Source organism: Roseivirga ehrenbergii (assembly GCF_001593005.1).
Classification (GTDB): Bacteria; Bacteroidota; Bacteroidia; order Cytophagales; family Cyclobacteriaceae; genus Roseivirga; species Roseivirga ehrenbergii.
Genome location: NZ_LQZQ01000007.1, coordinates 1 through 6,708, shown reverse-complemented (window position 1 = coordinate 6,708; position 6,708 = coordinate 1). Strand labels below are relative to the sequence as shown.

General features: G+C 47.7%; 2 protein-coding genes. Both read right to left on the bottom strand.

The window, feature by feature from the left end; all coding sequences use genetic code 11:
- Window positions 1-1,109: PorP/SprF family type IX secretion system membrane protein (locus MB14_RS07075; RefSeq protein ID WP_062590890.1), on the bottom strand; the 1,109-nt coding region annotated here is incomplete at its 3' end.
- 1 nt (window position 1,110) lies between these two features.
- A partial coding sequence (locus tag MB14_RS07070; protein ID WP_132644160.1) for an Ig-like domain-containing protein occupies window positions 1,111-6,708 on the bottom strand: 5,598 nt, incomplete at its 5' end.

Sequence of the window (6,708 nt, the reverse complement as noted above, 5' to 3'; positions counted from 1 at the left end):
AGGATTTCATCAAAGCGGGCGTCTGCTCTTTCTAGCTTTTCTTTCTTGCTGCCTGTGCTTTCTAGCGAAGCCAGGTAATCTACCACCAAACGTTGCTCGCTCTGTGGTATCATGTTTCTGTCATAAATATTATCGGCCCTGATCTGGTTTAAGATCGCTTCGCCTTGGGCATATCTTTCTTGCTGTTTGTTCTGGTTCTTCTCAAAAGAAAAGTGAAGACCAAATTCACTCAGTCCGTCTGAGAGGAAAGGGACATCGGCTTTACCAAAGTCATAGTTATACACAAACAAGATATTCGGGTTGATATAAATGCCTGCGCCTAAGGTTGGACCGTAATTGTCCCTGTAACCTGCACTGGCTTCGAACTTGTTCTTGTACTCCATTCTGGCAAGGATGTCAAACTCGCTGCCGATTACTTCTCTGTACCTCCAAGTTACGTTCGGGGTGAGGTATACATCATTGCTCAGGGCGAAGCGGTAATGTGCTCCTGCAATATAGTCGGGCACGTTGTCTTCGTTGATCTGGATGTACTCATCGTCCGACAGGCTTTCGTTCACTACATTGGGTACTGCTACATCTACTCCAAAGTTGTTGTAGCGGTAGCTCAGACTAAAGTCTACACTCAAAGCCGTCCCGTTATTGCCAATTAGGTTCTGAAGGGTGGGGTCATTGAAGGATTCTGGGCTAACTACGTCTTCATTAATACCGAAAAAGGATAAGCTTGGCATGGCACCTACCGATAGCTTGTGGGATGATTGGTTGAGCAGTGCGTAACCAAAGCCTCCTTGTACTTTGGTTTGGCGAATAAAGCCAATGTTGTTGCCTACTACATTGACATTAAAGCCCATCCTTTCTCCTAATGGGTTTTGGAAGGCTACTGCAAAACTCTCTGGCGCTCCTTCTAAGTCCGAAAACTGCCTGCGATATACTACCGACAGTTCGGGTTTTGTTCCAAAGGCGGACGTTGAGGGATAAGCCAAAGTGGCGCGGTGGAAGTACTGGTTGTAAAGCGGCACTTGCTGTGCCATCCCTTCACTTGCCCATAGGGCCAGTGCTAATAATACTAGGGTAAATCGGATTGCTATATTCTTGTTTGATGCTTTCATCATCTTAATTCTTTGTTCTTATGATGGTCAAAAATCCTCTCACGATCTGCTCGCCATTGTACACATTGATCTCGTAGTAATAGGTGCCTGGCGGTATGGCTTCGCCTTTGTAGGTGCCATCCCATGTGTTTTTATAGTTGCGCTCACTAAAGATCAGCGTTCCGTTTTGGGAGAACACTTTTACTTCGTTAATCGGGTTGTCCAAAATATCATCGATCACCCATAGGTCATTGATTCCGTCTCCGTTTGGTGAGAAGAAGTTCTTGATCCTTGCATCTGGGGCATCTTTGGTAAAGTCTCTGATCTCTTCTAACTCTACATTGTTCACTGTAATGCTGAACACTTCTTCATAACTCAAGCCTCCTGAGTCAGTCACCTTCACCCTAATGGAGAGTGTAGTATTGCTCTCAAAGTTGATCGGGGTGGCGGTTCTCAGCTCGTCTCCGGTAAAGGTGAACAGCAGGTTGTTGTCATCGCCTGTGCCTGTTGCAAGGGTGTAGGTGAAGGTTTCTGCTGCGTCTTGGTCTACTGAGGCCATTGTGCCCACCAATACGCCTGCATCATCTGCTTCGTCTATCACATTATTGCTCAAACTCATGTCGGTCGGGGCTTCGTTTACATCATTGATGGTGATGGTAAAGGCTTTTTCAAAGCGGCCACCATTGTTGTCTTCGGTTTGAAGTCTGATGCTATAGCTGTCTTTTACCTCATGATTGAAAGCAGCGCCTGCAAACAGCTTGTTGCCTGCTACCATAAAGCTGCCGTTGTCCGTGTCTCCTGTGCCTGCAATTAGGCTATAGGTATGGGTGTCAGTAGCGTCTGTGTCTGTGGTGCTCAGTGTTCCTACTTCGGCACTCAAGGCATTGTTCTCATCTATGGCTGATGGGGCAAGTGCAATGTCGGTCGGTAGCATATTGGTCACATACACCTCTCCTGTAAGTGCTCCTGACAATGGATTGTTCGCGGCATCAATGATGCTGTCATCATCTTTCAGGTTCAGTCCAATGCTGCCTTGGCCTGATATACCGGTTACGGTAACATCATAGGTCTTGGCGTCTACTTGGGTGATTGCGTTTAGTGTGCCTGTTGCAGTGCCTGTCAAGATCACTTCAAAGTCGGTGAGGTCTACGCCTGTCACCTCTTCTGAGAAGGTCACCCTAAAGCCTGCGCTTGCAGTAAGGATTGGATTGGCGGTTTTTCTAGTCAGGCTGATTGCTGTTGGTGCTGTGCCATCATAGGTTTTGCTTACTGCCGCTCCTGCTACACTGGCATTGCCTGCGTTGTCGTTGGCCACCCCTGCGGCCAAGCTTGCGCTTACTGTTCCATCTGCTGTTGGCGTAATCTCTGCCGACCATTTGGTACCTGCCGTGATGGTGGTAAAATTACTGGCTGTACCATTGGCTACTGTAATGTCGGCCAAAGTAAAGCCTGTTACCGCTTCGCTGAAGGTAAATTCTACAGTGAACTTGCCATTAACAAGTGTAGTTGCTGATGTTGTTAGCGTTGGTACTGGTCTAACTCCGTCTACATTGATGCTTGTTGTGGCGGCTACATTGTTCAAGGCCAGTTGTGCATCTGTGCCAAACTGATCTTTGATCGTGCCTCCGTTCAAGTTGATCGCTGTACCGAGTGCTATGCCGTCAGTATCTAAGTCGCCTTCTGCTATGGTGTAACTGAAGATGGCTGTGTTGCTGTTGTTAACTGCTGCTTTTAGGTTCGCTGTTTTCGTGCTTGCTCCTATCGTCACTGGTATGCTTGGCGTGCCTGTGATTGTAATCGGAAGCGTGAAGCTGGCTGTAAAGTCTAGCTCGTCTCCGATCTTATAGGTGGCATTGGCTGGTACGGCTACGCTCGTTACTACCGATGAGGCGATAATTGTAAAGCTCCAGTCGGTATTGTTGCTGATTGCATAGCTGTTGCCTGCTATATCGGTCAGTGCGCCTGCGTCTATGTTTATATAGAACTCTGTGGCTGGTGGTAAAATCAGGTTGACTGGGTCAATCGTGACTGTGCCTGAACTGATGGTTACTGCGCTGACTGGTATCGTTTCTATGGTACTTTCATCCGACTTCTTCTTGATCGTAATATTGCCTGTTCCCTTGAATACGTCTTCGCCAAAGGCCATGGTTAAATTGGCTGATGGTAGAATGTCTATCGCGTTGTCGGATGGGCTAAGCGTGGCTGTCATCTGCTGGTCCAGCACTACAGTCAGTGTGCCGGCTGCTCCTTGGTTGCCGGCTGCATCGGTGGCTTGGGCATTGATCACAAGGTTGTTCACCGTGCCATCTGCTAATATGCCTGATACTATTGCGCCTGCATCGAAAGTCCAGTTGCCTGATCCGTCTGCGGCTGCCGTAAGTCCTGAGAAGGTGGTTCCATTATACGTTAGGCTCAACTCTATCGCAGCATTGGCCTCGGCTGTGCCTGAGAGCATCAGTCCATCTGTAGCATTATAATGCGTGATGTTGTCTGTATTGCTTTGTCCTAAGTCTGACGCTGCATTTAGGTCTACGGTTGGAGCGGCTGGTGCCGTGGTATCATAAATGATACTAAACGCTGCAGAGGCTGCGCTTTGGTTGCCTGCTGCATCGGTTACTGTTGCCGTTACCGGATAGGTACCGTCTGTACCCAATATCGCGCCTACTGCGATTGACCAGTTCCCTGAACCGTCTACTGGTAATCCTGAATAGGTGACTCCATTTACCGTAATCTCCAGTTGTGAGTTGGCCTCGCCTGTTCCTGTTATGGTAAGGTTGGTCTGGTCATTGGTAATCTTATCGGTAGTACTCGTTCCTGAGTCTGGTGTAATGGACGTAATCACTGGGGCGGCTGGGGCGGTAGCGTCAATCGTAACATTGACCGCAGTGCTTGCTGTGCTGGTATTACCCGCTGCATCGGTAGCTTTGGCGGTTACCGAGATTGTTCCGTCTGCTAATGGATTAACTCCACTATAAGCCAACGTCCAGTCTCCTGATCCGTCTGCGCTTGTTGTGCCTACGCTGTTGCCTCCTACAAAAACTTCTATGGTTGCATTGGCCTCTGCCGTTCCTTTTACATCTGGGGTGGTATCGCTAGTGATGCCATCACTTGAGCTACTGCCACTGTCTGCACTTACTCCTGTCACCACTGGGGCGGCTGGAGCCGTTTTGTCTAGTTGACTGGTAGCGGTTTGGGCAGAACTCGTGTTGCTACTTCCATCAGTTAATGTTACTGATAAGGTCAGCGTGCCATCGTTCAGTCCCGACAGGTCATTGATTGTAATTTGATCAGTCGCTGTCGCTATTGTTCCAGTGCCTGTTACATTGGCTCCTCCGTTATTGGAGCTTACTGTATAGTTGTATGTTGTACCAACTTCTGCGCCTGCAAAGGTAAACTTAGTAGTCGCTGTTTCTGAAGCGGCTATCAATGCATCGCTTAGCGTGATCGTAAAGCCACTTGGAGCTGTGTTGTCATCGTCATCGGTAAGGGTGAGGGTGGCATTGTCGGTAATGGTTACTCCCAGCGTTGTGCCTGACAGGTTGTTCATGCTCACCGTCAAGGTTTCTGTAGATTCTTCTACCGCATCATCGGTTGGTGTTACCGTAAAGGTTTGTGTCTCGCCTGCCGTGCCTGCAAAGGTCAAAGTCTGACTGGTGATTGCTGTATAGTCACTTGCTGCCAAGGCGGTGCCGTCTGCTGTGTTTACATCTACCGTAAAGCCTCCTTGTACTGCATTGTCCAAAGTAGCTGTCAACGTAATCGCGCCTCCGTTTTCTGATCCGCTTACATCGGCTATTGTTACTGAAGCATTGTCGTCATTATTGATCGTTACGGTGGCACCATCGGTGATGTCTACTGATAGTGTGGTTCCTGCCAGATTCCCTTGGCTGATCGTTACTGTTTCATTGTCTTCCAACTTCGTATCTGCGGTTGGAGTAATGGTAAACGTCTGGGTCTCGCCTGCTGTTCCTGCAAAGGTCAAAGTCTGACTGGTGATTGCTGTATAATCACTGTCCCCTGTTGTGGCTGTGCCATCGGCTGTGCTCACCTCTACCGTAAAACCGCCTTGTACTGCATTGTCCAAAGTTGCGGTCAATGTAATCGCTCCTCCGTTTTCTGATCCGCTTACATCGGCTATTGTTACTGCTGCTGCATCATTGTCGGTAATGGTATAGGTATGTACCGTGTTCGTTCCAAGGTTTGCATTGCTTGGATTCGACAAGGTAACAGTCACCGTCTCATTAGACTCTAAAATCGCATCGTCTACAATTCCTGCTATGGTAATCGTCTCTTGTACATCGGCTGGATTGAAGGTCAACGTTCCATTGGCCAAGGTATAATCTGTCCCTGAACTGGCTGTTCCTGTTACTGTATAATTTACCGTTACCGTCAGAGCACTGGCAATATTCAGGTCTACCGTCATATTGGCTGAACTTACGCTTTCTAATCCCGATGATGTGGTATTCGTAAATGAAACGTTTGGTGTATCGTCATCGGTAATCGTGATCGTTTGTTGTTGTGTGCCGTTCTCGGTTCCTTTTGTAACCCCGGTAATGTCTATAATGATCGTTTCATTGGTTTCTGGACTGGCGTCTTGAGTGGCTGTAACACCCACTGCTGCATTGGCCGATAAATTACCTGCCGGAACGGTGATGCTTGTGCTGGCAGTATTGTTATAATCCGTACCACTAGTCGCTGTTCCTGAGTAAGCCAAACTTACCGTTACATCTTGACTCGATATGGCGGATAAAGTGGCCGTCACCGTTGAGGTTCCTGAGGCTTCGGCTATACTTGTGCTTCCTACAGATAAGGTTACTGTTGGGAAGGCTTCAACCACCAAGGCTTTATTGTTGCCCAATGAGTTTGCTGCTCCCGGAGCTGCCAAGGTTAAGGTGGCATCATTGCCTGCTGCATCTTTGATCGTTCCACCATTCAAGGTCAATGCGTTGGTCGCTTTGTAATCTAAATCTGCTGATTCATCACCCATCTGAACGGTATAATTGAAAGTCAAGGTGTTTGTGCCTGTACCTGAACTGTAGTCCACTTTACGGTCTACTGCTCCGGTTTCCAGCTCCAACTGTGGGGTGCCGGTTACCGTTACTGCTTCATCGAAAGTAACTGTTATCGGTATCGATTCTCCTAATCCATAACTGCCATCGGCCTTCGTAGAACTTACTGAGGTGAGGGTTGGGGCTATACCGTCAATTACTATCGCTTTATTCGCTCCCAATGAATTGGCAGCTCCTGGTACTGGTAATGTTAAAACTGCATCGTTACCTGCTGCATCGGTTACAATTGATCCATTAGATACTAATGAGGTTGTTGCTACATAATCAAGGTCTGAATTTGTGTCGCCAGCCTGAACTGTATAGTTGAACGTTAATGTATTTGTTCCGCTGCCACTTGAATAATCAACATCTCTATCTGTGCCTCCTGTTTCCAATGTAATGTAAGGTGATCCTCCACAGCTTAAGTTCATGTCAACAGCCTCACTAAAAGTTACTGTTATTCCTATTACCTCTCCTACTTTATAAGCACCATCAGCTTTGGTTGAACTTACACTCGTTACCGTTGGAACAATTCCATCTACCAAAACAGCCGTAGTGGCACCTACTGAGTTTAG